This is a genomic window from Kitasatospora sp. NPDC088779 (genome assembly GCF_040685395.1).
Classification (GTDB): Bacteria; Actinomycetota; Actinomycetes; order Streptomycetales; family Streptomycetaceae; genus Kitasatospora.
Genome location: NZ_JBFBHW010000026.1, coordinates 78,627 through 102,115 on the forward strand (window position 1 = coordinate 78,627; position 23,489 = coordinate 102,115).

Consider the following 23,489-nt stretch of genomic DNA (forward strand, 5'->3'; position numbering starts at 1 on the left):
CCCCGAACATACCGCCCGGCACCGACAGTACGGCCCGGCCGGCCTGCGGCCCGGTCAGCCCGTGGGCCGGACCACCGCCGCGGAGCCGCCCCCGCGCCGGACCGGTTCGGCCGCGGCCACCCACCGCCCGTCCGGCAGCCGTTCGACGCCGGTGGCGGCGCCGATCTCGGCGACGGACGTGAAGCTGTGCCCGAGCGCCTCCAGGGCGGCCCGTTCGGGCAGCGCCAGGAAGCCGGGCTCGGCCTGGGTGGCGACGGTGTTGCGCTGGCTGGCGCGCGGTGCGGCGATGGCCTGTTCCAGGCTCAGGCCCCGGTCGAGCCGCCCGAGCAGCACCTGGAGGGTGGTGGTGATGATGGTCGCGCCGCCGGGGCTGCCGGTGGCCAGCAGCGGTTCGCCGTCGCGCAGCACGATGGTCGGGGAGATCGAGGAGCGCGGCCGCTTGCCCGGGCCGGGCAGGTTGGGGTCGGGGACGCCCGGGGTGAGCGGGGTGAAGTCGAAGTCGGTGAGCTCGTTGTTGAGCAGGAAGCCGCGGCCGGGGACGGTGATGCCGCTGCCGCCGGTCTGCTCGATGGTGAGGGTGTAGGAGACGACGTTGCCCCAGCGGTCGGCCACGCTGAGGTGGGTGGTGTTGGGGCCCTCGTAGGGCTCGGCGACGGCGGGGCCGGCCTCGGCGCAGTCGGCGGGGTGGCGCGGGTCGCCTGGGGCGAGCGGGCTGGTGAGGGCGCGGTCGGGGCTGATCAGGCAGGCCCGGGAGGCGGCGTAGCGCGCGGAGAGCAGTTCCCTGGTGGGGACGTCGCCGAAGGCCGGGTCGCCGACCCAGCGGTTGCGGTCGGCGAAGGCGATCCGGGAGGCGTCCAGGAAGTGGTGGTAGTACTGCGTGTCGCTGTACGCGCCGAGGTCGCCGTCCTCCAGGATGCCGAGCGCCTCGCCGACGGTGGTGCCGCCGGAGCTGGAGGGGGCGATGGAGTAGACGTCGTAGTCGCGGTACGGGACGTGGGTGGGCGCCTGGCGGCGGACCTGGTAGGCGGCGAGGTCGGCGGTGTCGATCTTGCCGGGACGGGCCTTGCGGCCGGAGGCCGGGTCGACCGGCGGGTGCTGGACGGTGTTGGCCACGTCCTTGCCGAGGTCGCCCTGGTAGAAGGCCTTGACGCCGTCCTCGGCGAGCAGCCGGTAGGTGGCGGCGAGGTCGGGGTTGCGCAGGACGGTGCCGACCTCGGGGGGCTTGCCGCCTGGCAGGTAGAGCTTGGCGGTGTCCGGGAAGTCCTTGAACCGGTCGTAGTTGTCGGCGGTCTGGCCGCGGAAGGTCTGGTCGACGACGAAACCGTTGTCGGCGATCCGCTCGGCGGGTTCGAGGGCGTCGGCGAGCGTGCGGGTGCCCCACTGGCGCAGGGCGGTGTCCCAGGTGGCGGCGGTGCCGGGGACGCCGACGGACAGGCCGCTGGTGACGGCGTCGGCGAAGGCCAGCGGCTTGCCGTCCTCCAGGAACAGCCCGCTGTCGGCGGTGCGGCCGGCCACCTCGCGGCCGTCGATGGTGTGCACCCGGCCGCTGGCGTGGTCGTAGTAGACGAAGTACCCGCCGCCGCCGATGCCGGAGGAGTAGGGCTCGGTGACGCCGAGGGCGGCCGCGGTCGCGACCGCCGCGTCGACCGCGTTGCCGCCCTTGCGCAGCACCTCGATGCCGGCCGCGGTGGCGTCGGCGTCGACGCTGGCCACCGCTCCGCCCCGGCCCACCGCCTCGGGGGCCTTCGGCGGCGGGGCCGCCCCCGCCGCCCCGGCCGGCCCGGCGCAGGACCAGACCAGGGCGGTGGCGAGCAGCAACGGTGGTGCGATCCGGGCCAGAGCCCTCATCCGAGTCCTCCTGAGTCGACGTCAACTCCGTTGTCTCACAGGAGGCATGATCCCGACAATCACACCGCACCGCTACCAACCGGTAGTTGACGGAACCGAATCAGGCGAAAGGGCTCAGACGCCGCTGCGCTCGACCCGGCGCCGCTTGATGGTGCGGAACCGGCGGGCGACCTGCCGGGCGAGGTCGGCGGCGCCGACCAGGCCGGCCTCGTTGCCGAGTGCGGCGTGCACGATGCTGGCCTCGGGCCGGAAGCCGCGCCCGGTGAGGGTACGGCGGAAGGTGTCCCGGGCCGGGCCGAGCAGCAGGTCGCCGGCCTCGGAGACGCCGCCGCCGATGACGAAGCGGCCCGGGTCGAGCGCGGCGGCCAGGTTGGCGATGCCGACGCCGAGCCAGGTGCCGACCTCGTAGAGCAGTTCGGTGGCGGTCGGGTCGCCGGCCCGGGCGGCCTCGGTGACCAGCGGTCCGGTGATGCCCTCGACGGTGCCGCCGGCCCGGGCGAGCAGCGTCTGCACCACCGGGGACTCCTCGGCGACGAGTTCGCGGGCGTCGCGCACCAGCGCGTTGCCGGAGGAGTACTGCTCCCAGCAGCCGCGGTTGCCGCACGGGCAGCGGTGGCCGCCGGGCAGCACCTGCATGTGGCCGAACTCGCCCGCCAGGCCGTACTTGCCGCGGTCGACGTAGCCGTCGCGGACGACGGCGCCGCCGATGCCGGTGCCCAGGGTGAGCATCACCATGTGGTCCTCGCCGCGCCCGGCGCCGAAGCGCCATTCGGCCCAGGCGGCGGCGTTGGCGTCGTTCTCGACGATCACCGGGAAGCGCAGCCGCTCGCTGAGCGCCTGCTGGAGCGGCTCGCCGCGCCAGTTCAGGTGCGGGGCGAACAGCACCGTGGAGCGGTCGGCGTCGACCCAGCCGGCCGCGCCGATGCCGACGGCGTGGACGTCGTGCCGGTCGGCGAGCTCCAGCACCAGGTCGACGATGACGTTCTCGACGACCTTGGCGCTCTTGCTCTTGTCGGGGGTGTCGGTGCGCAGCTTCTCCAGCACCTTGCCCTCGCCGTCCACCACTCCGGCGACCACCTTGGTGCCGCCGATGTCGACGCCGATGGTGGGCAGTCGCAGTATCCCGGCGGGCAGGGCACGGCGGCGGCGCTCGGCGCGGGGGCCGAGGCCGAGCAGGGTGGGCAGGACGGCCGGCCGGGTGCTGCCTTGGGGGCTGGTCACGGCTGCGGACGCTCCTCACGGGGCTCGGGGTCAGGACGGGGCTGGGGGTCGGTGCGGGGCTGGGGTTCGGTGCGGGGCTGGGGTTCGGTGGGCCGGGCCAGCTCGTGCGAGAGCTCGGCGAGGTCGGAGCCACCGGCCATCTCGGTGGTGAGCTGTTCGAGGCCGATCTCGGCGCGCGGGTGGCTGCCGGCCATCCGGCCCCGCTTGAGCAGGGTGAAGTGGTCGCCGACCAGGTACGCGTGGTGCGGGTTGTGGGTGATCAGGACGACCCCGAGCCCGGCGTCGCGGGCGGCGGTGACGTACTTGAGCACCACTCCGGACTGCTTGACGCCGAGCGCCGCGGTCGGCTCGTCCAGGATGAGCACCTTGGCGCCGAAGTGCACGGCCCGGGCGATCGCCACGCACTGGCGCTGGCCGCCGGAGAGGGTGCCGATCGGGCGGTCCACGTCGTGCAGGTCGATGCCCATCCGGGCGAGCGCCTCGCGGGTGGTGGCGCGCATCGCCTCGGCGTCCAGGCGCAGGCCGCCCCAGCGGCGGTGGCCCTGCTCGGAGCCGAGGAAGAAGTTGCGCCAGACCGGCATCAGCGGGACGACGGCGAGGTCCTGGTAGACGGTGGCGATGCCGCGGTCCAGGGCCTGGCGCGGGGAGTCGAGCCGGACCTCCTCGCCGCCGACGGTGTAGGTGCCCTCGTCGTGCTGGTGCAGCCCGGAGATGATCTTGATCAGGGTGGACTTGCCGGCGCCGTTGTCGCCGAGCACGCAGCTGATCTCGCCGGCGTGCAGGGTGAGCGAGACGTCCTGGAGGGCGCGGACGGTGCCGTAGCTCTTGCCGACGCGCTCCAGGGCGAGCAGTTCGGTCTTCATCGGGGCCCCCGTTCGGCCTGGCGCTTGACGTACGCGTTCAGCAGGGCGGCGAGCAGCAGCATCGCGCCGAGGAAGAACTTGAACCAGTCCGGGTTCCACTGGGCGTAGATGATCCCCTTGCTGGCCATGCCGAAGATCAGCGCGCCGAGCGCGGAGCCGACCACCGAGCCGTAGCCGCCGGTGATCAGGCAGCCGCCGATGACGGCCGCGACGATGTAGATCAGCTCGTTGCCGACGCCCTCGCCGGACTGCACGGTGTCGAAGGAGAACAGCAGGTGCTGGCCGAGCACCCAGGCGCCGAAGCCGACACCGAGGTAGAGCAGGGTCTTGGTGCGGGCGACCGGCACGCCGACCGCGCGGGCGGCGTCCGCGTCGCCGCCGACGGCGAAGATCCAGTTGCCGAAGCGGGTGCGCAGCAGCACCCAGCTGCCGACCGCGAGCAGGCCGAGCCACCACCAGACGGTGGCCTTGATCGTCAGTCCGCCGACGGTGACCTCGGAGGCGAACAGCCAGCGGCAGGAGGCGAAGCCCTCCATGTCGGAGATCGGCCTGGTGGAGACGGTGCCGGAGACCAGCTTGGTGACGCCGAGGTTGGCACCGGTCAGCATCAGGAAGGTGCCGAGGGTGACGATGAAGCTGGGCAGCCGGGTGCGGCCGAGCATCCAGCCGTTGAAGGCGCCGACGGCCAGGGTGACGGCGAGCGAGACCAGCACGCCGACCCAGGTCACCGCGGTGAACTGGTAGGAGACCATCGAGGAGGTCAGCGCGGCGGTGGTGACCAGCACGCCCGCCGACAGGTCGAACTCGCCGCCGATCATCAGCAGCGAGACCGGAACGGCCATGATCCCGATGGTGGACGCCGCGTAGAGCACGGTGCCCAGCGAGGAGACCCGCAGGAAGGGTTCGGCGGCCACCGCGAAGACGGTGAACACCGCGACGGCGGCGATCAGCGAGCCGAGCTCGGGGCGGGCGAGGAGGCGGCGCAGCGCGGCCGGGCGGTCCTGGGCGAGGACGTCGGTGGTGCTCACCTGGTCCCCCTCGCGACGTACTCGGCGAGCGCGTCGGCGTCGTCCTTGGTCAGGATCTGCGGGCCGGTCGCGACGGGCTTGCCGCCGCCGAGCATGTCCAGGTTGGACTTGTACAGCCAGAGCAGGTCGACGCCCTCGTAGCCCTGGAGGTAGGGCTGCTGGTCGACGGCGAAGCCGACGGAGCCGGACTTGAGTCCGGCCACCACCTGCGGCCCCAGGTCGAAGGTGTCGAGCTCGACGGCGCGGTGGACGTCCTGGACGGCCTGGAGGCCGGTGGCGGCCATCGGGCCGGAGAGGGTGAGCACGGTGTCGATGGCCGGGTCGGCCTGGAGCTTGGCGGAGATCGCGGCGCGGGCGTCGGGCATGTTGACGCCGTCCACGTACAGCACCTGGAAGGCGCCGCCGGCCTTGGACTGGGCGCCGGAGCAGCGCTGCTCCTGGCCGATGTTGCCCTGCTCGTGGATGACGCAGAGCACGTTCTTGCGGCCGCGGCCGGCCAGCTCGGTGCCGGCCGCCTGGCCGGCGGTGGACTCGTCCTGGCCGATGTGGGTGAGCGCGCCGAACTTGGCGGAGTACTCCTGGCCGGAGTTGACGGTGATCACGGGGATGCCGGCGGCCTTGGCCTTGCCGAGGACGTCGGCCATGGCGTCGCCCTTGGCGAGGGTGACCAGCAGGCCGTCGACCTTCTGGTCGATGGCGGCCTGGACGAGCTGGACCTGGTTCTGGGTCTGCGCGTCGTTGGAGTACAGGAAGGTGATGTTGTCCTTGGCGGCGGCCTGCTCGGCACCCTTGCGCACGCTGTCCCAGAAGGCGTCGCCGGCCCCGGCGTGGGTCACCATGGCGACCTTCCAGCGCGGGGTGGTGACGGCGCTGCCGCCGGCGGCCGACGCCTTGGCGCGGGCCTCCTCGGCGCGGCGGCCTCCGGTACTGCTGCAACCGGCCGCGGTGACCGCGAGTGCCAGGAGGGCGCAGACGGGCCAGAAACGGCGGGACGGGCGAAAGCGGGTTGTGCTCATCCCCATAGTCTCTCTGGCCGGGCGGCACGTGGATGACACCGCCTCGCCCGGCGGCGCCCGCGACGCGGGAGGTAAGGTGCCCCGGGGGACCTTCCTGGAAGTTCGCTGGACATCTCGTCCGGACGACGGCCGTCCGGGTGGCAGACTTAGCGCCGACCCGAAACAGGAACATCACAGGAAACGTGATGTTCCTCTCAGGTTCCGCACAGATTCGGATGGCAACCGATCATCGGTTCCGCGCCGTCCAATGCCATTGGAGTGCGTTCGGGCGAGTGGGGCCCGGGCGGCCAGCAACCCGGATACGAGAACTCGATGCAACTGACAGGTACGCCATTCTTCATCCTCACCGTCATCCTGGTGCCGGTGTCCATCGCGGTGGCGCTCCTGTACTGGAGCAAGGTCCGCGGGCCGAACCCGGTGCGGATCCTGTCCAGGCTCGTCATGATCATGTTCTGCCAGATCACGGCCGTGCTGATGGTCTTCGTGATGGTCAACAACGCCAACCTGATCTACGGCAACTGGGACGACCTGCTCGGCACCGGTGACCACGTCCGGGCCGTGCCGCAGGTGGCGCCGGCCGACCAGGGCGCTTCGGGCAAGGAGGGCGCCGGCCAGGGCGGCGGCGACGCGGCCAAGCAGCCGCCGAAGGCGCTCCAGAAGTTCGCCGGCGTGGGCGACCCGGCGGTGCCCGGCGACGTCCAGAAGACCGAGCTCAAGGGCCAGGTGTCCGGGGTCGACGGCGAGGTGCTGGTCTGGCTGCCGCCGCAGTACAACGACCCGGCGTTCAAGGACAAGAAGTTCCCGGTGGTCGAGCTGATCCCGGGCTACCCGGGCTCCTCCTCCACCTGGTACGGCACCCTCAAGGTCTCCGAGCAGCTCAAGCCGCTGATGCAGCAGGGCAAGGTCTCCCCGTTCATCCTGGTCTCGCCGCGCACCCTGCTCCTCGGCAACCACCAGGACGCCGGCTGCACCGACATCCCCGGCAAGATCAACGCCGACGCCTGGCTCACCCGGGACGTCCCGCAGATGATCATGGACAACTTCCGCGCCGACCCGTCCCCGGACCGCTGGGGCATCGCCGGCTACTCGGCCGGCGCCCACTGCGCGGCCAAGCTGTCCCTGGCGCACCCCAACCGGTACCGGGCCGCGATCTCGATGTCCGGCTACAACGACCCGGCGTCCGAGAGCGACTCCCTGGTCGGCAAGGACCCGAAGCTGCGCGAGGCCAACAACCCGGTCAACATCCTCAAGAGCGCCCAGCAGCCGCCGAAGGTCAGCCTCTACATCAGCGGCAAGAAGGGCGACGGCCTGGAGGACGGCCAGGCGATCGCGGCGGCAGCCAAGGAGCCGACCAAGGTCCAGGTCCAGGAGAGCAACGGCCCGCACACCACCGAGCTGTGGAAGACCATGGTGCCGAGCATCTTCGAGTGGATGACCTCGGTCATCCCGCCGCAGTAGTCCCACGCAGTAGTCCCAAGCAGTAACGATCATGCAGGAGGGGCCCGCCGCGAGTGCTCGCGGCGGGCCCCTCCTGCATGGGGCACGGCTCTCAGGCCCGGCCGTCAGGCCAGTTCGAGCGCCAGGTAGAAGTCCACCCGGTCCTCCAGCCGGGAGAGGTCACGGCCGGTCAGCTCCTCGATCCGGCCGATCCGGTAGCGCAGGGTGTTGACGTGGACATGCAGCTGCGCGGCGCAGCGCGTCCAGGAGCCGTCCGAGCGCAGGAACGCCTCCAGGGTGCGGACCAGGTCCGCCTGGTGCTCGATGTCGTACGCGATCACCTTGTCCAGCAGCCGGCCGCGGAAGGCGCGGCGGACCTCGTCCGGGACGGCCGCCAGCAGCAGCACGTGCGAGGCCAGCTCCTCGGGGCCCGCCACGCAGACCCGGCCGACCCGGGCCGCGGCGATCCGGCGGGCGTGCCGGGCCTCCTCCAGGGCGCCGCGCAGGCCGCCGGCCTCGGAGGCGGGGGCGGAGACGCCGAGGGTGATCCGGCCCTCCGAGCCGAGGCCCGCCTCCAGCGGGGCGAGCAGGTCGCGCAGGGTCTCGGCGGGCACCGGGCCGTCCAGGGCGGGCAGCACCACGACGGCGCCGGCGCCGGCCCCGGCGACCAGCGCGCGGTCGGTGGTGCCGCCCAGCGCCTCCTCCAGGACGGCGCGCACCACACCCTCGGGCAGGCCGGTGCCCTCGGCGCTGAGCACCAGCCAGGACCCGTCCTGGGCCTGGGGTTTGGGCTCGACGCTCTCGTAGCGGGCGGCCATCGCCGAGGAGGCGTACAGGGTGCGGCTGATCTCGGCCGGATCGGCGTCGCGCTGGAGCAGGGCCAGCACCTCGTCAGCGAGGCGACGGCGCAGCTGGCGGCCCTCGTCGCGGCGGTGGCGCTCGGCGGCGACCAGCCGGGCCAGGTTCTCGGCGAGCTGCTGGCGCTTGGTGGTCCACTCGGTGACGTCGCCGGCCACCGCGAGCACCCAGTCGGCCAGCGGCGCCTGGTGGTCGGCCGAGGCCGGGGCGGGCAGCAGCGAGTAGGAGCCGCCGGCCAGGCGGGCCCGGTGCGGGGGGCGGCGGCGCTGGCGCTGGGCGCCGAGGTGGGCGCGGACCAGCTGGTCGCGGTCCTCGGCCGGGAGGCGGTCGGCGGGGCCGGCGATCACCGCGCCGGTGGGGGTGAGCACCCAGCAGTCGAGGTCGAGGTCGCCGCCGAGCAGGTCCAGCACCGCGTCCAGGCCGCCGCCGCCGGCCGCCGAGACCAGCAGGCGGTGCCGGTCGACGAGGGCGGCGAGGTCGGCGGCGCGGTCGGCGGAGACCTGGCGGCCGATGAACTCGGTGACGGTGCCGAAGGCGATGTCGTCGGGGACGGCCAGCAGCGGCATCCGGTGCCGTCGGCAGGCCTCCACCAGGTCCTCGGGCACCGGACCGACCTCGGCCTCGCCGGCCGCCAGGGCGACCGCGCCGCCGGCCACGATGGTCCGCACGAACCGCTCGGAGTCGGCCGGGGCGGTGCGCCACAGCATGCCGGTGAGCACCAGCTCGCCGCCGTGCAGGTAGCGGCCGGGGTCGTGCAGGTCCGTGGTCATGACGCCGCTGACCTGCCGGTCCAGCTCGTCCTCGGCCGCGAGCAGGCGCAGTCGCGGGGCGCCGGGGGCGAGCAGGTCACGGACACGCATCCGCGGACTCCTAACGGGGGCTGAGGGTGGGATGGGGCTGGGGGTGGGCCGAACGGGGGAGCCCGGGCGTTCGGTCGGGGGTCACAGTGTGCCCGAACATCCGTACTTGTCGTCACGTCCGGGCGGGCGACCGGATCACGGGCCCGTCGCTTGCGAATCACGGCCGGATTACGGTCGTAGGTAGCACCTGGTGAACACCTGGGCTGCGCATTCCTCTCCTTAGAGGAACGTACAGGATGCCGGGCGGGAGCACAGCCGGGGCTTCATGCCATCGGTGACTGCCAGTGGGCCCCGTCCCGGCGGTTCACTGGGCGACACGCCGCCGGACGCAGCCCGGTGACCGGGGCCCGACGCGGAGGCGACGAAGCGGTCGGTTGAGAGGTCCGAACACCGAGTTCCGGGCACTGTGCCCACCCGTCCGGCAGGCGACGACTTGAGGAGACACCCGCATGGAGTTCCTTCGGCCCGCTACCTGGGACGAGGCACTCGCGGCGAAGGCCGAGTACCCGACCGCGCTGCCCATCGCGGGCGGTACGGACGTCATGGTCGAGCTGAACTTCGACGTGCACCGGCCATCCGCGATTCTCGATCTGAACCGCATCACCGAGCTCACCCAGTGGTCGAACGACGGCGGCGTCGTCAGGCTCGGCGCCTCCGTCCCCTACTCCCGGATCATCGACGAGCTGTCCGGGCCGCTACCCGGGCTCGCGCTGGCGGCCCACACCGTCGGCTCCCCGCAGATCCGCAACCGCGGCGGCGTCGGCGGCAACCTCGGCGCGGCCTCCCCGGCCGGCGACTCCCACCCGGCGCTGCTGGCGGCCGGCCGGGACGTCCTGGTCGAGACCGCCTCCGTGCGCGGCACCCGGCTGATCCCGATCGACGACTTCTACGTCGGCGTGAAGCGCAACAGCCTGGAGGCCGACGAGCTGATCCGGGCCGTGCACATCCCGGTGGCGGACGGCCCGCAGCAGTTCTCGAAGATCGGCACCCGCAACGCCATGGTGATCGCGGTCTGCGCCTTCGGTTTCGCCCTCCACCCGAAGAACGGCACCGTCGGCACCGGCATCGGCTCGGCCGCCCCCACGCCGCGCCGCGCCGTCGAGGCCGAGGAGTACCTGGCGGGCGTGCTCGCCGAGCGCGGCCTCTGGGCGTCCGGCGACCTGCTGGGCGCCGAGGTGGTCCAGCGCTTCGGCGAGCTGGCCAAGGCCGCCGCCTCGCCGATCGACGACGTCCGGGGCACCGCCGACTACCGCCGGCACGCGCTGGCCGTGATGGCCCGCCGCACCCTCACCTGGACCTGGAACGACTACAGCAAGCAGATCAGGAGCGCGGCATGAGGGTGACTTTCACCGCCAACGGCAAGCCGGTCGAGGCGGACGACGTCTGGGAGGGCGAGAGCCTCCTGTACGTGCTGCGCGAGCGGGTCGGCCTGCCGGGCTCGAAGAACGCCTGCGAGCAGGGCGAGTGCGGCTCCTGCACGGTCTACCTGGACGGCGTGCCGGTCTGCAGCTGTCTGGTCGCGGCCGGCCAGGTGCAGGACCGCGAGGTGCGCACGGTCGAGGGCCTGACCGGGGAGAACGGCGAACTGGGCCTCGTCCAGCAGGCGTTCATCGATGCCGGCGCCGTCCAGTGCGGCTTCTGCACCCCCGGCCTGCTGGTGCAGACCGACGCGCTGCTGGAGCGGGACGCCCAGCCGAGCGACAACGACATCCGCGAGGCGCTGTCGGGCAACCTCTGCCGCTGCACCGGCTACGAGAAGATCATGGACGCGGTGCGGCTGGCGTCCGCCCGCACGTGCGCCGGAAAGGCCGTTTCGCAATGACCACCCGCACCATCCAGGGTCAGAAGAACCTCCAGGACATCCGGCAGGCCAGCAAGGACGGCATCGGCGGCTCGCCGCTGCGCCCGGACGGCCACCTCAAGGTCAAGGGCGAGTTCGCGTACTCCTCCGACATGTGGCACGAGGACATGCTCTGGGGCATGGCGCTGCGCTCGCCGCACCCGCGCGCCACCATCCTGTCGGTGGACATCTCCGAGGCGCTCAAGGTGCCCGGCGTCTACGCCGTCCTCACCCACCAGGACATCCCCGGCGCGAAGTACTACGGGCTGGAGATCCAGGACCAGCCGGCCCTGGCCATCGACAAGGTCCGCTACCACGGCGAGGCGATCGCCCTGGTCGCGGCCGACCACCCGGAGACCGCCCGCCGCGCGGTGAAGAGGATCAAGGTCGAGTACGAGGTGCTCACCCCGATCGTCACCGAGGAGCAGTGCCTCGACCCCGCCACCCACGGCTACGTGCACGAGCCGCACGAGTACAAGTCGCACGGGTACGGCAACATCTGCCACGAGCAGCGGCTGGTCTCCGGCCTCGGCGTCACCGACGAGGTCCGCGCGCTCGCGGACGTCATCGTCAGCGGCGACTACGAGGTCGGCATGCAGGACCAGGCCTTCCTCGGCCCCGAGTCCGGCCTCGCGGTGCCCGCCGAGGACGGCGGCATCGACCTCTACATCGCCACCCAGTGGCTGCACGTCGACCGCCAGCAGATGGCCCCGGTCCTCGACCTGCCCGAGGAGAAGGTCCGGCTCACCCTGGCCGGCGTCGGCGGCGCCTTCGGCGGCCGCGAGGACCTGTCGATGCAGATCCACGCCTGCCTGCTGGCCCAGCACACCGGCAAGCCGGTCAAGATCGTCTACGCCCGCGACGAGTCCTTCTTCGGCCACGTGCACCGCCACCCCGCCAGGATGCACTACGAGCACGGCGCCACCCGCGACGGCAAACTGGTCTTCGCCGACTGCCGGATCGTGCTCGACGGCGGCGCGTACGCCTCCGCCTCGCCCGCCGTGGTCGGCAACGCGGCCTCGCTCGGGCACGGCCCGTACGTGATCCCCAACGTGCGGATGCACGCCATCGCGCTCTACAGCAACAACCCCTCCTGCGGCGCCATGCGCGGCTTCGGCGCCGTCCAGGCCGCGTTCGGCTACGAGTCGCAGATGGACAAGCTGGCCGCCGAACTCGGCATGGACCCGGTCGAGTTGAGGCAGCTCAACGCCATGTCGGAGGGCGACCGCATGCCCACCGGCCAGCAGATCGACTCGCCCGCCCCGGTCGCCGAACTGCTGCGGCGCGCCAAGGAGATGCCGCTGCCGCCGCCGCTGGACACCGAGCACCCGGACGTGCGCCAGCTCCCCGGGGCGCTGTCCAACACCTCGCACGGCGAGGGCATCGTGCGCGGCGTCGGCTACTCGGTCGGCATCAAGAACGTCGGCTTCTCCGAGGGCTTCGACGACTACTCCACCGCCCGGGTGCGCCTGGAGGTGATCGGCGGCGAGCCCGTCGCCATGGTCCACACCGCGATGGCGGAGGTCGGCCAGGGCGGCGTCACCGTGCACGCCCAGATCGCCCGCACCGAGCTGGGCGTCGAGCTGGTCACCATCCACCCGGCCAACACCGAGGTCGGATCGGCCGGTTCGACCTCCGCCTCGCGCCAGACGTACATGACCGGCGGCGCCGTGAAGCTGGCCGCCGAGGCGGTCAGGCGGGCGCTGATCGAGAAGGGCCGCCGCCGCTACGGCTGGACCCACGGCGACATCACGCTGATCGCCGGGAAGGTCGTCTCGGAGAGCGCCGGCGTGCTGGTCCCCATGGTCGACCTGCTCGGCGACGAGGCCATCGACCTCACCCGCGAACACCACCACCGCCCGACCGTCCCCTTCGACAAGGAGACCGGGCAGGGCTTCGGCCACGTCCAGTACACCTTCTGCGCCAACCGCGCGGTGGTCGACGTGGACGTCGAACTGGGCCTGGTCAAGGTCGTCGAGCTCACCGCCGTCCAGGACGTCGGCAAGGCGCTCAACCCGCTCTCCGTCGTCGGCCAGATCCAGGGCGGCTGCACCCAGGCGCTCGGCCTCGCCGTGATGGAGGAGATCATCGTGCGGGACGGGAAGGTGCGCAACGCCTCCTTCACCGACTACCTGATCCCCACCATCCTCGACACCCCGCCGATCCCGGTGGAGATCCTCGAACTGCCCGACCCGCACGCCCCGTACGGGCTGCGCGGCGTCGGCGAAGCCCCGACCGTCTCGGCGACGCCGTCGATCGTGGCCGCCATCCGCAACGCCACCGGCCTGGCCCTCAACCGGATCCCGGTCCGGCCCGAGCACCTCACCACGGAGGCCCCCGGGGCCTGACGCCCCCGGAGCCCGCGAGCTCCCCCGGGCTTCAGGCCCCGGGGAGCAGGAGAACCTCCCCGGGGCGGCGACCGTCTTCCCCGCCGCCCCGGGGCCGCTCCGCCGCGCCATCCCCACTCGCGTGCACCACCACCGGCACGCGACCGCACCATCCCGCTGCCTCTCCCACGCCGGGGTTCTGCAGCGGTGCGCACCACCCACGCACCGCAGGCACCGCCACAGTGCGCCCAGTGAGTCGAGCAGTCCCCCTGCGCCAACCTCGTTGACTGGCAGTCAGGTCGGCTCGCCCACCCCAACCCCCTTTGACACTTGGGAGTGGACATGACCCGGATCCCCACGGAACACAGCCCCACGGAACCCGGCCCCACGGAAGAAAGACCCGCCGAGGACGACACCGCCACGCCGGCCCCGGCCCCGGCCCCCGCACCGAAGAACGCACTGGACGCGTACTTCAAGATCACGGCCCGGGGATCGACCTTCGGCAATGAGATCCGCGGCGGCCTCACCACCTTCATGGCGATGGCCTACATCGTGCTGCTCAACCCGATCATCCTGAGCGGCGCCGACGTCAACGGCCTCAAGCTGGACCACGCGCAGCTCACCACCGCGACCGCGCTCGCCGCCGCCGTCACCACGATCCTGATGGGCGTGGTCGGCAACGTCCCCCTGGCGGTCGCCGCCGGGCTCTCCGTCTCCGGCGTGATCTCCGCACTGGTGGTGCCGCACACCACCTGGCCCCAGGCCATGGGGCTGTGCGTGATCTACGGCCTGCTGATCGTCCTGCTGGTCGTGTCCGGGCTCCGCGAGAAGATCATGAACGGCATCCCGCTGCCGCTCAAGCACGCCATCACCATCGGCATCGGCCTCTTCGTCTCGCTGATCGGCCTGGTCAAGGCCGGCTTCGTGCACACCGGCGGCCCCACGCCGCTCTCACTCGGCCCCTTCGGCGAGCTGGCCGGCTGGCCCGTCCTGGTCTTCTGCCTCACCGTGCTGACGATCTTCGTCCTGCTGGCCCGCAACGTCCGCGGCGCGATCCTGATCGGCATCGCCGGCGGCACCGTGGTGGCCTTCGTCATCAACGCGGTCGCCGACCTCCCCGCGAAGACCTGGGTCAGCTCCGCCCCGGTGTGGCCGGGCAGCCCGGTCTCCGCGCCCGACTTCGGCCTCTTCGGCCACGTCGACCTCTTCGGTGCCTTCGGCAGCCACGGCCTGGGCGCCATCAGCGCCTCGGTCGCCGTCTTCACCCTGGTGCTGGCCGGCTTCTTCGACGCGATGGCCACCATCATCGGCGTCGGCACCGAGGCCGGGCTGGCCGACAAGCAGGGCCGGATGCCCGGCCTCTCCAAGGCCCTGTTCATCGACGGGGCCGGCGGCGCCGTCGGCGGCCTGTCCGGCGCCTCCGGCCAGACCGTGTTCGTCGAGTCCGCCACCGGTGTCGGCGACGGCGCCCGCACCGGCCTCGCCTCGACCGTCACCGGCGGCGTGTTCGCGCTGATGCTGTTCTTCTCGCCGCTCGCCGCGATCGTCCCGACCGAGGTGGCCTCCGCCGCCCTCGTCGTGATCGGCTCGATGATGATGAGCCAGGCCCGGCACATCGACTGGTCCGACCGCGAGGTCGCCATCCCGGCCTTCCTCACCTGCACCCTGATGCCGTTCACCTACAGCATCACCGCCGGTGTCGCCGCGGGCGTCATCTCGTACACGGTCATCAAGGCGGGCACCGGCAAGTGGCGCGAGCCCGGCCCGCTGATGTGGATCCTCACCGGGGTCTTCGTGGTCTACTTCGCGCTCACCCCGATCAAGTCCTGGCTGGGCGTGCACTAGGACGTGTCTGACCCTCTCGGCCGGAGAGGACCTGGCCGCACCGCCGCCGTGCGGGAATCGTTTCCCGTACGGCGGCACCTCCCGTCTACCCTCGCTTGTGTAAGGAGCTCCCCGACATGCAGGACATCGCCGAGCAGTTGCAGGCCTGGCACGCGGCCGGGCGCTCCTTCGCCGTGGCCACCGTCGTCGGCGTCTCCGGCAGCGCGCCCCGCGACCCGGGGGCGGCCCTGGCCGTCGACGCGGCCGGCGAGGCGATCGGCAGCGTCTCCGGGGGCTGCGTCGAGGGCGCGGTCTACGAGCTGTGCCAGGCTGCCATCGAGTCCGGCGAACCCGTGCTGGAACGGTTCGGCTACAGCGACGAGGACGCCTTCGCCGTCGGCCTGACCTGCGGCGGCGCCCTCGACGTGTTCGTCCAGCCGATCCGGCCCGGGGCCGACGACGGACTCGACGCCGGCATCGCCTACATCTCCTCCGGCACCCCGGTCGCGCTCGCCCGGGTGATCGCCGGGCCCGGCGGGCTCGTCGGCGCCACCGTCGCCGTCACCGCCGACACCCACCACGGCGCCCTCTCCCCCGTCCTCCCCCCCGCGACGGCCCAGCCGTCGCCCGCCACCACCCTTCCGGCGACGCGCCCCGCGCGACACCTCCTGACCGCGCTGGAACGGGCGGTCGTCACCGAGGCCCGGGCCATGCTCGACGCCGGACGCACCGGCCGGATCGTGCTCGGCCTCGACGGACGCCCCTGCGACGACCGCGACCAGGGCACTGTCACCTGCTTCGTCGAGTCCTACGTGCCCGCACCGCGGATGCTCGTCTTCGGCGCCATCGACTTCGCCGCCGCCGTCGTCCGGATCGGCCGCTTCCTCGGCTACCGCGTCACCGTCTGCGACGCCCGGCCCGTCTTCGCCACGAAGCGGCGCTTCCCCGAGGCCGACGAGGTCGTCGTCGACTGGCCGCACCGCTACCTCGACTCCCAGCTCGACCGGATCGACGGGCGCACCGTGCTCTGCGTGCTCACCCACGACGCCAAGTTCGACATCCCGCTGCTGGAACGCGCACTGCGGCTGCCGGTCGGCTACGTCGGCGCGATGGGCTCGCGCCGCACCCACCGCGACCGCGAGGCGCGGCTGCGCGAGGTCGGGCTCACCGAGGCCGAGATCGGCCGGCTGCGCTCCCCCATCGGCCTCGACCTCGGCGCCCGCACCCCCGAGGAGACGGCGGTCTCCGTCGCCGCCGAGATCATCGCCCACCGGCGCGGCGGCAGCTGCCTGCCGCTCAACGCCGGGGACGGCCCGATCCACCACGAGGCACCGGCCACCCCCGAGGAGCCCCGGGCACGACGCACGCGACGGACGCACGCCGCCTGAGGCCGGCGGTCAGTCGCTCAGCGCCAGCTTCACGCCGAAGCCCACCACCACCGCGCCGGTCACCCGGTCCATCAGCCTCCGGGCAGCCGGGCGGCGCAGCCAGCCGCGCAGCGCCCGGGCGAAGCCGACCAGAACGGTCGACCACAGCACGCCCTCCACCACGTGGACGCAGGTGAGCGCCACCCCGGCGGCGAAGTGCGGGGCCCCGGCGGGGATGAACTGCGGCAGCACGGCCACGTAGAACACCCCGACCTTGGGGTTCAGCAGATTGGTCAGCGTGCCGCGCCGCCAGCCGTACCCGAAGCCGCCCTCGGCCGGCTCCTCCTCGACCGCCGCCTCCCCGCCCCGGCTGCGCAGCATGCCGACGCCCATCCACACCAGGTACGCGGCCCCGCCCCAGCGCAGCACCTCGTACGCCACCTGCGAGGCGGTCAGCAGCGCCGTCACCCCGGCCGAGGTCAGCGTCCCCCAGACCAGCGTCCCGGTCTGGATCCCCAGCACCACCCCCCACGCCTGGCGCCGCCGCCCGAGCGCGGACGTGCGCAGCACCAGCGCGGTGTCGAGCCCGGGTGTGAGCGTGAGCAGCCCCACGACGAGGGCGAAGGACCACAGAGCCGTTGTCATCTCCATGGGCCTCGATGCTCTCACAGGCCCGATGGGGCCCTCAGTCCGCCGTCCCGGGCGGGACGACCCACTCGGTCGGCTGGCCGGTGACGGCGGCGATCATGTCGTAGTCCCCGTCGTAGTGCAGGACGGTGACGCTGTGGCGCTCGGCGGTGGCGGCGATGACGAGGTCCGCCACGGACAGCACCCGCCAGTTTCCGGCGGCGGTGAGGAGTGCCTGCACTTCGATGGCGCGGTCCCACACCTCATCGGGCGTAGTCAGCCAGTCGAAGCCACGCAAGCCCTCCCGGATGCGATCGGCGTCGGCCTTGGACCGGGCGCTGTGCATGATCTCCAGCTCGACGGCTCCACAGAGCGCGAGCCGCCCCTCGTTGAACAACCGGTCGATCTCGGCCTGAACCGCCGACTTGGAGTATCAAAGGCTGTCCGATATCGCAGACCCGCAGGGGCCGCTCAGGTGACGTTGAGGCGGGCGGCCAGGCGCAGGAGGCCGGGGCTGAGGCGGGAGAGGAAGCGGGCGGCCTTGGCCTCGGGGGTGACGGGGACGACCGGCTTGCCGGTGCGGACGGCGGTGAGGATGGCGGTGGCGACCTTCTCCGGGGGGAAGCCGCGGCGGGCGTAGAGCCTGGCGGCGCGGGCCCGCTTGGCGGCCTGCTGGTCGGCGGTGGTCGCGGAGAAGGTGGAGGTGCGGGTGATGTTGGTGTTGACGATGCCCGGGCAGATGGTGGAGACGCCGATGCCGTGCCCGGCGAGTTCGGCGCGCAGGCAGTCCGAGAGCATGAACACCGCGGCCTTGCTGGTCGCGTACGCGGTGAGCGCCTTGGACGGCAGGTAGGCGGCGGCCGAGGAGACGTTGACCAGGTGACCGCCCTGGCCGCGGTCGGCCATCAGCGTGCCGAAGGCGCGGCAGCCGTGGATGACGCCCCAGAGGTTGACGTCCAGGACGCGCTGCCACTCCTTCTCGGTGGTCTGCAGGAACGTCCCGGAGTGGCCGATGCCGGCGTTGTTGACCACCACGTCGGGCACCCCGTGCTCCTCCGCGACCGCCTGCGCGAAGGCGTCCACCGCCGCGCCGTCGGCGACGTCCACCCGGTAGGCGTGCGCCTGCGGGCCGATCAGCGAGGCGAGTTCGGCGGTGCGCTCGGCGGCGGCGAGGTCGAGGTCGCAGACCACGACGCGGGCGCCGTCCTCGGCGAAGGCGAGCGCGGTGGCCCGGCCGATGCCGCTGCCGCCGCCGGTGACGACGACCAGCCGGCCGTCGCCCTGCTCCCTGGTCTGCTCGGCGCTTCCGCGTTCGATGCGGGTGGTGAACTCGCGGACCATCTCGGCCACGGTGGCTCCCTTCTCCAGCAGCGCCGACCAGTGGCCGGCGTGCAGCGTCCGTCGGGTCAGCTCGGGCACCCAGCGTTCCAGCCCCTCGGAGAGGAACGGGGCGACGTAGCGGTCCCGGGTGAGGGTGATCAGCTGGACCGGCACCTGCGTCGGCCGCTCGCGCGGACTGCGCAGCGTGGGGCGGAAGTTGGCCCGGTACAGCTCGATGCCGCGGACGGCATCGCGGCGCAGGCCGGGCTGCGGGTGGTCGGGCCGCGGGGTGACCTGCTCCAGGTCTCGCAGCACCCGCGGCCAGGCCCGGGCCAGGCCCAGGCGCCACACGCCGGGGGCGAGGAAGGGCAGGTGGAAGGCGGTGATGTACCAGGAGTGCAGGCCCTGGTGGAGGAGTTGGCGCAGGTGGCGCGGGGTGGGCCGGCGCATCCGGTGACGCAGCCAGTACCCCATGTGGTCCAGGCAGGGGCCGGACATGGTGGTGTACGAGGCGATCCGCCGCTCGGAGCCGGGCGCGGTGACGGCCTCCCAGGACTGCAGCGAGCCCCAGTCGTGGGCGACCACGTGCACCGGGCGGTCGGGGCTGACGGCGTCGGCGACCGCGAACAGGTCGGCGGCCAGGCGCTCCAGCCGGTAGCCGTCCCGGGTGGCGGGCACTCCGGACCGGCCGGCGCCGCGCACGTCGTAGCGGACCACGTGGTGATCGCGGGCGAGGTCGGCGGCGACGTCGTCCCAGACCGCGTGGGTGTCCGGGTAGCCGTGCACCAGGAGCACGGTGGGTGCGGCCGGGTCGCCCTGTTCGAAGACGGCGAGCGGGAGGCCGTCGGAGTGCACGGTGCGGCGGCGCACGGGCGGGGCGGCCAGCACCTTCGGGGCAGCTGCGGCGTCCGGGGCCTGCGAGGCAGCCGAGGCGTCCGGGGCGTCTGCGGCGGGGGTGGTCATCGGGCGGCCTCCAGGGCAACGTCGTGGGCGGCGCCCGCCGTCCAGCGGCGGACGTGCGGCAGGTCGTCGTCGAGCCAGTGGGCGTCGTCCTCGGTGACCACCAGCAGTTCCTCGAACTTGATGCCCACGCCGCGGAAGCCGATGTGCGGCTCGACCGCCCACAGGCCCGGGGTGGGCGCGTGCCGGGAGGACCGGCCGTCCGCCCAGAGCGGTGAACGGCCGTGCAGGCGCTCGGAGATCAGTTCGCGTCCGAGGGTCTGCAGGGTGCGCACGCCGAAGCCGAAGACGTTGACCCCGGCCGGGCCGCGCACGGTGGTGCGGGTGACCTGATGGCCGATCACCCGTCCCGGGTAGACCTGGTGGCGGTTGTCGTAGCCGTGCGCGGCGATCTGCGCGTCCACGGCCGCGTACACCTCGTTGAGCGGACGGCGGGCGCGCACCTCGGCGAGGATCAGCTCGCGGTACACCTGGAGGTCGGCGGCCAGGCGGTCCCAGACCCGGTTCTCGCCGACCTTGCCGCCGTAGCCGATGTCGGCGGTGTAGCCGTCGACGATGGGCGCGCAGTCCAGGACGTACGGCATGCCCTCCTCCAGGCGGCGGTTGCCGGCGAAGAACTGGAGCGGGGTGTGGAAGTGCCGGAAGGCCGTGCGGTCGCCGAACCAGGCGAACGGGACGTGGAAGAAGTCCTGCACCCCGGCGGCGACCAGGCGGCGGCGCAGCTCGGCCGTGGCCTGGCGCTCGGTGACGCCCGGTTCGATCCAGGCGGCGACCTGTTCGGCGCAGTGGTAGGCGAGTTGCTGGGTCTCGCGGAAGCGGGCGAGGTCGCGCTCGTCGTAGGGGAAGGTCGGGGGGTTCGCCATCGGGGCTCCTTCTACAGGTCGAGCACGCTACAGGTCGAGCACCAGGGTCTCGCCCTCGGCGGCCCGGGAGACGCAGGGCAGCACGGCGCCGGCGGCACGCTGCTCGGGGGTGAGCCGGCGGTCCCGGTGCTCGGGCGTGCCGGCCAGCAGGCGGACCTCGCAGGTGCCGCAGAAACCCTGGTGGCAGGAGTACGGGAGGTCGGGACGGGCTTCGCGCAACACGTCCAGGGCGGAGCGGTCGGCGGGGACGTCCAGCGCCGGGCCGTCGGCGCCCAGGCGCAGGGCGAAGGGCGCGCCACCGATGATCGGGGCGGCGCCGAAGCGCTCGAAGTGCAGCGCGGTGGAGGGGGATTCGCCCAGGGAGCGCTGCACGGCGGTGAGCATCGGGGCCGGGCCGCAGCAGTAGACGGCGGCGCCGCGCGGGGCGTGCGCGAGCAGGTCGGCGCCGGTCGGCACGCCGTGCTCGTCGTCGGTGCGCAGCACCACCCGGCTCGGGTCCAGGGCGCGCAGCTCGTCCGCGTACGGGAGGGTGTCGGCGCTGCGGCCGACGTGCACCAGGCGCCAGTCCAGGCCGTGCCGCTGCGCCTCGCGGGCCATCGGGAGCAGTGGGGTGATGCCGATGCCGCCGGCGAGCAGCAGGACGGCGGGCTCGGCGCAGAAGGCGAAGCCGTTGCGCGGGCGGCGGGCGGCGAGGCGGCTGCCGGGGTGCAGGGTGTCGTGGATCTCGACGGAGCCGCCGCCGCCCTCGGGCAGTCGCCGTATGGCGATCCGGTAGGCGGCGCGGTCGGCGGGGTCGCCGCAGAGCGAGTAGTGGCGTTCGCGGCCGGAGGGCAGGGCGAGGCGCAGGTGGGCGCCGGGCTGCCAGCCGGGGAGCGGGCCGCCGGAGGGGTCGGCGAGCCGCAATTCGACGACGTCGGGGGTGAGTTGGCGGCGGGCGGCGACGACCAGCTGGAGCGGCGGGGTGGGGCGGCTGAGCGGGCGGCGGGGGTTGCGGCGCAGCAGGGGGCTGCCGAGGGCCGGGGTGTAGCGGTCGCCGAAGGCGGTGAGCCGGCGCATGAACGCGTCGGCGCGGGGGCGGCCGTAGAGGTCGGGGGGCGGGTTGAGCAGGTCCATCCGGCGGTCCTTGGCGTCTGGGAGGGGCGCGAGCGACAGGTGACAAGTTTCGGATTTCAAAGTTCAGAGTTCAGATAACAGATAACGCCTTCTGTTATCTGTTATCTGAACTCCGTTACTTGACCCCTTGCCAGTGGCCCACTGCTGCCGCACGGGCGGCCGGGGAGGCGGCGAGGTAGCCGAGGGCCTGGCTGGAGGAGCCCTCCTGGGTGGGGTGGTAGCCGGGCCGCAGGTAGCGCAGGCCGGAGCGGATCGACCGGACCGGGTCGGGCAGCAGTCCGCGCCTGGCGATCCTGCCGGCCTCGCGCCAGGTGGGCTTGAGCCGTCCGTCGAGGGTGGGGTCGGCGGCGAGCAGGAAGCGGGCGCCGCGCACCCAGAGGTGGACCAGCAGCGGCCCGGAGACCGCCATGCCGCGGACCCGGCGCAGGTAGCCGGGGTCGAGGTGGACCATCAGGTCGAAGGCGACGCTGCGGTGTTCGACCTCCTCGGCGCCGTGCCAGCGCAGCAGGTCGAGCATCGTCGGGTCGGCCTTGGCGCGGTCCAGGCCCGGGGAGTTGAGCGCCCAGTTGCCGAGGAAGGCGGTGAAGTGCTCGATCGCCGCCACGAAGGCGACCCGCTCGATGATGTTCTCGCGTCGCCGCGCGGGGCTGAGCCCGGGCCTGTCACCGAGGACGCGCTGGAACAGCCAGGCGATCTGCCGGACGTACGGACGCGGGTCGAGCCCCTGGCCGAGCAGGTGGTCGAGGACCTCCTGGTGCGCCTCGGCGTGGATGGCCTCCTGGCCGATGAACCCGAGGACCTCCTCGCGCAGTTGCTCGTCGCGGATGAGCGGCAGCGCCTCCTTGAAGACCTTGACGAACCAGCGCTCGCCCTCGGGCAGCAGCAGGTGCAGCACGTTGATGACGTGGGTGGCCATCGGCTCGTCGGGGATCCAGTGCAGCGGCAGCCGGTCCCAGTCGAAGCGGACGTCCCGGGGTTCGAGGACGAGGCTGTCGTGGACGCGCGCGGCGGGGACGGCAAGGGCGGGTACGGGGGTGGAGCGGGGCACGGCAGGCCCTCCTGACCTCGGGGCGGCGGCTCGACTCAGGGAAACGTACTCGCGGGTAGCGGCTGGGACAAGGGGTTCGGCGACTCTTATCGACATCGAGTCTAATAAGTGACACCCTCCGGGACCGTCACCGGAAACGCTTGCGAACGGACGCGCCCGTGAACGAACACGCCTGCGAGCCGATGCGAGCCGACACGCCCAGGAACAAACAGGCGGGCCCCGCCGGATCACTCGGATCCGGCGGGGCCCACGGGAACGACCGGCCGTCAGACCGCCATCGCCAGCATCAGCGGCGCCGCCCGGGCCGCCAGCAGCTCGGCGGCGGCCTTCAGCTTGTGCACGTTGTCCACCGGCATCGACGTGGCCAGGCAGCCGACCGTGCTGCCCGCGGTGATCGGGACGGCCGCGCACACCGTGCCGAGCGCGTACTCCTGGATGTCCAGCACCGGCACGGTGGCCGGCTGCCGCTCCAGCCGGTGCATCAGCTGGTCGGCGTCGGTGACGGTCCGGGAGGTGAGCCGGGCCACCGGGTGGCGGGAGAGGTGGTCCCAGCGGGCGTCCGCGTCGAGCTGGCCGAGCAGGCACTTGCCGATCGCGCTGGCGTGCGCGGTGGCCCGGAAGTCCACCCACTCCTGCACGGCCGGCGCATACTCGGCCGCGGACACCGCCTCCACCGACAACTCGCCGTCGTGGTAGCGGGTGAAGTACACTGCCGCGCCCAACTCGTCCCGCAGCTCGGCGAGTTTGCGGTTCAGCCGGGCCTTCACCAGCTGCTCCCGGTTGTGCTGGCCGAGCAGGGCGAAGGTACCGCCGAGCACCCAACCGCCGTCCTGGCACTGGAGGTAGCCCTCGATCTCAAGGATCTCGGCGAGCTGCCGGACGGTCGGCAGGCCGAGCGAGGTCTCCCGCGCGAGGGCGACCAGGGTGGCACCGTCAGGGTGCCGGTCGACGGCCTCCAGCAGTCTGAGGGCGTGCTGCAGGGAGGTGAACGGGCCGGTGAGGCCCTGGTCCAGCGCGGCGTGGCGACCCGGGGCTGGTGTCGACATGTCGTCCCCTTCCGATGTCCCCC

General features: G+C 72.9%; 19 protein-coding genes. 6 read left to right on the forward strand and 13 right to left on the reverse strand.

What is annotated here, in order from left to right; all coding sequences use genetic code 11:
- Positions 1-54: 54 nt before the first annotated feature.
- The 5 genes from ggt to AB0P03_RS23930 all read right to left on the reverse strand — a co-directional run bounded on the left by ggt (position 55) and on the right by AB0P03_RS23930 (position 5,976).
- The gene (gene ggt / locus AB0P03_RS23910) at positions 55-1,848 is read right to left on the reverse strand and encodes a gamma-glutamyltransferase (RefSeq protein ID WP_363630666.1); all 1,794 of its coding nucleotides are present in this window, start codon (positions 1,846-1,848) and stop codon (positions 55-57) included.
- Between the two features lie 114 nt (positions 1,849-1,962).
- Positions 1,963-3,024: an ROK family glucokinase gene (locus AB0P03_RS23915; protein ID WP_363579652.1), complete on the reverse strand. Its 1,062-nt coding sequence runs from the start codon at positions 3,022-3,024 to the stop codon at positions 1,963-1,965.
- A 41-nt stretch (positions 3,025-3,065) separates the two neighbouring features.
- A complete protein-coding gene (locus tag AB0P03_RS23920; RefSeq protein WP_363630668.1) occupies positions 3,066-3,932 on the reverse strand; it encodes an ATP-binding cassette domain-containing protein in 867 nt (288 codons plus the stop codon).
- A complete protein-coding gene (locus tag AB0P03_RS23925) occupies positions 3,929-4,960 on the reverse strand; it encodes an ABC transporter permease (RefSeq protein ID WP_363579215.1) in 1,032 nt (343 codons plus the stop codon). The genes AB0P03_RS23920 and AB0P03_RS23925 overlap by 4 nt, the downstream gene beginning before the upstream one ends.
- Positions 4,957-5,976: a sugar ABC transporter substrate-binding protein gene (locus tag AB0P03_RS23930; RefSeq protein ID WP_063350024.1), complete on the reverse strand. Its 1,020-nt coding sequence runs from the start codon at positions 5,974-5,976 to the stop codon at positions 4,957-4,959. The genes AB0P03_RS23925 and AB0P03_RS23930 overlap by 4 nt, the downstream gene beginning before the upstream one ends.
- Before the next feature lie 312 nt (positions 5,977-6,288).
- Between AB0P03_RS23930 and AB0P03_RS23935 the strand changes: the two genes are divergently transcribed.
- The gene (locus AB0P03_RS23935) at positions 6,289-7,434 is read left to right on the forward strand and encodes an alpha/beta hydrolase-fold protein (protein ID WP_363579219.1); all 1,146 of its coding nucleotides are present in this window, start codon (positions 6,289-6,291) and stop codon (positions 7,432-7,434) included.
- A 104-nt stretch (positions 7,435-7,538) separates the two neighbouring features.
- Here the strand turns inward: AB0P03_RS23935 and AB0P03_RS23940 are convergent, their stop codons facing one another.
- Entirely contained in the window at positions 7,539-9,131 is a 1,593-nt protein-coding gene (locus AB0P03_RS23940; RefSeq protein WP_363630670.1) for a PucR family transcriptional regulator, read from the reverse strand.
- A 449-nt stretch (positions 9,132-9,580) separates the two neighbouring features.
- On the opposite strand from AB0P03_RS23940, the gene AB0P03_RS23945 reads away from it, so the two are divergent.
- The 5 genes from AB0P03_RS23945 to AB0P03_RS23965 all read left to right on the forward strand — a co-directional run bounded on the left by AB0P03_RS23945 (position 9,581) and on the right by AB0P03_RS23965 (position 16,510).
- Positions 9,581-10,468 (forward strand): FAD binding domain-containing protein, encoded by an 888-nt coding sequence (locus AB0P03_RS23945; RefSeq protein WP_363630672.1) that lies wholly within the window; start codon positions 9,581-9,583, stop codon positions 10,466-10,468.
- Positions 10,465-10,953 (forward strand): (2Fe-2S)-binding protein, encoded by a 489-nt coding sequence (locus AB0P03_RS23950; RefSeq protein ID WP_350875362.1) that lies wholly within the window; start codon positions 10,465-10,467, stop codon positions 10,951-10,953. The genes AB0P03_RS23945 and AB0P03_RS23950 overlap by 4 nt, the downstream gene beginning before the upstream one ends.
- The gene (gene pucD, locus AB0P03_RS23955) at positions 10,950-13,319 is read left to right on the forward strand and encodes a xanthine dehydrogenase subunit D (RefSeq protein WP_363579225.1); all 2,370 of its coding nucleotides are present in this window, start codon (positions 10,950-10,952) and stop codon (positions 13,317-13,319) included. Before AB0P03_RS23950 ends, pucD begins: the two co-directional genes overlap by 4 nt.
- Before the next feature lie 321 nt (positions 13,320-13,640).
- On the forward strand, positions 13,641-15,143 hold the full coding sequence (locus tag AB0P03_RS23960) for an NCS2 family permease (protein WP_363630674.1): 1,503 nt from the start codon (positions 13,641-13,643) through the stop codon (positions 15,141-15,143).
- 116 nt (positions 15,144-15,259) lie between these two features.
- On the forward strand, positions 15,260-16,510 hold the full coding sequence (locus AB0P03_RS23965; RefSeq protein WP_363630676.1) for an XdhC/CoxI family protein: 1,251 nt from the start codon (positions 15,260-15,262) through the stop codon (positions 16,508-16,510).
- A 9-nt stretch (positions 16,511-16,519) separates the two neighbouring features.
- Here AB0P03_RS23965 and AB0P03_RS23970 read toward each other — a convergent pair whose 3' ends face one another.
- The 7 genes from AB0P03_RS23970 to AB0P03_RS24000 all read right to left on the reverse strand — a co-directional run bounded on the left by AB0P03_RS23970 (position 16,520) and on the right by AB0P03_RS24000 (position 23,466).
- Entirely contained in the window at positions 16,520-17,140 is a 621-nt protein-coding gene (locus AB0P03_RS23970; RefSeq protein WP_350875353.1) for a LysE family translocator, read from the reverse strand.
- A gap of 34 nt (positions 17,141-17,174) precedes the next feature.
- Positions 17,175-17,513, reverse strand: coding sequence for a PIN domain nuclease (locus AB0P03_RS23975; protein WP_363579235.1), 339 nt, complete (start codon positions 17,511-17,513; stop codon positions 17,175-17,177).
- A gap of 74 nt (positions 17,514-17,587) precedes the next feature.
- Positions 17,588-19,399, reverse strand: coding sequence for an SDR family oxidoreductase (locus AB0P03_RS23980; RefSeq protein WP_363630678.1), 1,812 nt, complete (start codon positions 19,397-19,399; stop codon positions 17,588-17,590).
- On the reverse strand, positions 19,396-20,259 hold the full coding sequence (locus tag AB0P03_RS23985; RefSeq protein WP_363630680.1) for a M24 family metallopeptidase: 864 nt from the start codon (positions 20,257-20,259) through the stop codon (positions 19,396-19,398). Before AB0P03_RS23985 ends, AB0P03_RS23980 begins: the two co-directional genes overlap by 4 nt.
- Positions 20,260-20,286: 27 nt before the next feature.
- Positions 20,287-21,372: a PDR/VanB family oxidoreductase gene (locus AB0P03_RS23990; protein ID WP_363630681.1), complete on the reverse strand. Its 1,086-nt coding sequence runs from the start codon at positions 21,370-21,372 to the stop codon at positions 20,287-20,289.
- A 115-nt stretch (positions 21,373-21,487) separates the two neighbouring features.
- A complete protein-coding gene (locus AB0P03_RS23995) occupies positions 21,488-22,420 on the reverse strand; it encodes a metal-dependent hydrolase (protein WP_363630682.1) in 933 nt (310 codons plus the stop codon).
- A gap of 266 nt (positions 22,421-22,686) precedes the next feature.
- On the reverse strand, positions 22,687-23,466 hold the full coding sequence (locus tag AB0P03_RS24000; protein ID WP_363630684.1) for an IclR family transcriptional regulator C-terminal domain-containing protein: 780 nt from the start codon (positions 23,464-23,466) through the stop codon (positions 22,687-22,689).
- Between the last annotated feature and the right edge of the window lie 23 nt (positions 23,467-23,489).